General features: G+C 74.0%; 2 protein-coding genes and 1 pseudogene. All 3 read right to left on the reverse strand.

What is annotated here, in order from left to right; all coding sequences use genetic code 11:
- Window positions 1–129 precede the first annotated feature (129 nt).
- Window positions 130–426, reverse strand: coding sequence for a DUF2470 domain-containing protein (locus AC2W7G_RS15885; protein ID WP_485869292.1), 297 nt, complete (start codon window positions 424–426; stop codon window positions 130–132).
- 9 nt (window positions 427–435) lie between these two features.
- Window positions 436–1,284: a metal ABC transporter permease gene (locus AC2W7G_RS15890; protein WP_485869293.1), complete on the reverse strand. Its 849-nt coding sequence runs from the start codon at window positions 1,282–1,284 to the stop codon at window positions 436–438.
- Window positions 1,281–1,583, reverse strand: a pseudogene (locus AC2W7G_RS15895) (ABC transporter); the annotation flags it as partial. The gene AC2W7G_RS15890 and the pseudogene AC2W7G_RS15895, both read right to left, overlap by 4 nt.

Below are 1,583 nucleotides of genomic sequence, written 5' to 3' on the forward strand. Positions count from 1 at the left end.
CCACCGCCGCGACGGCGGCGGCGAGCTCGTCCAGCAGGGGCGCGGTCGAGGGGCGTTGCGCCGCTCGGGCGCCGTTTGAGCGTGATGGTGCGGACGCCGCCGTCGGGCTCGAGCAGGACGAGGCTCACGTCAGTGCCCCCGCGGCTCGACGCCGAGGCGCTCGCAAGCCTGCTCGTGGAGCACGACCACGGCCCGGCGCAGGTCGGCGCGCTCGGTCACCTCGATGGGCCAGGGCACCTCGACGGCGGTCGTGGTGTCCTCCACCTCGGCGGTCCAGCGTCCGGCGGTGGCGTCCAGGCCGACCATCGTGGCCGAGGTCGCCTGGGGGTCGGCGAACGCGCGGACGATGAGCAGCGAGTCGTCCGCGTGGTCGTCGTTCATGTGCTTCAGGACGGCCTGCACGACCGAGTCGTCGAAGGTGGTCACGGCCGTACGCTAGCGGCTCCGGCGCCGGGCCCGGGCGAGGACGCCGTGCCGGGGCGCCAGCAGGAACACCAGCGCGAACAGGCAGCCCTGGGCCAGGACGACCATCGCGCCGGGCGCCGTGTCGAGGTAGTAGGCGCCGTACAGCCCGACGAGCGCGCAGAGCGCGGACGCCGCCGGGGCCACCAGCAGCATCCGGTCGAAGCGGTCGGTGAGCAGGCGCGCGGTCGCGCCGGGCGTGATGAGCATGGCCACCACGAGCACGACGCCGACGGTCTGCAGCGCCACGACGGTGGTGAGCGCGAGCAGGGCCAGCAGCAGCCAGCGCAGCCGGCTGGGGCTCAGCCCGATCGCGAACGCGTGCGTCGGGTCGAACGCCACGAGCGTCAGGTCGCGGCGCTTGAGCAGCAGCACCACCAGGACGACGGCGGCGATGCCGACGACCTGCCACAGCTCGCCGGCGTCCACGCCGAGCACGTTGCCGAAGACGATGTGGTCGAGGTCGGTCTGGCTGGGCGTCACCGAGATGAGCACCAGGCCGAGGGCGAACAGCGTCGTGAAGACGATGCCGATCGCCGCGTCCTCCTTCACCCGACGGCCCTCGCGCACGGCCCCGATCAGCGCGACGGCCAGGAACCCGAACGCCGTCGCGCCGACCGCGAACGGCACGCCGACGACGTAGGCCAGCACCACGCCGGGGAGCACCGAGTGCGAGACCGCGTCGCCCATGAGCGACCAGCCGACGAGCACGAGCCAGCACGACAGGACGGCGCACACGACGGCCGCGGCGAGGCTGGCCACGAGCGCCCGCTCCATGAACCCGTACGCGAACGGGTCGACCAGCAGGTCCCAGAGCGTCACCGGTCCTCACCCACGTCCAGGCCGAACGCGCGGGCCAGGTTCTCGGGCCGCACGACGTCCGCCGTGGGGCCGTGCATGAGCACCGTGCGGCGCAGCAGCACCGACTCGGTCGCCAGCTCCGGCAGGCGGGAGAGGTCGTGGGTGGAGACGAGCACCGTGCCACCGTCCTCGGCGAAGCGGCGCAGCAGCACGGTCAGCGCCTCCTCCGTGCGCCGGTCGACGCCGGCGAACGGCTCGTCGAGCAGCAGCAGGCGCGGCGCCTGGGCCAGCGCCCGGGCGACGAACGCGCGCTTGCGCTG

It is taken from the genome of Aeromicrobium sp. PFPM2_SD2 (genome assembly GCF_057364525.1).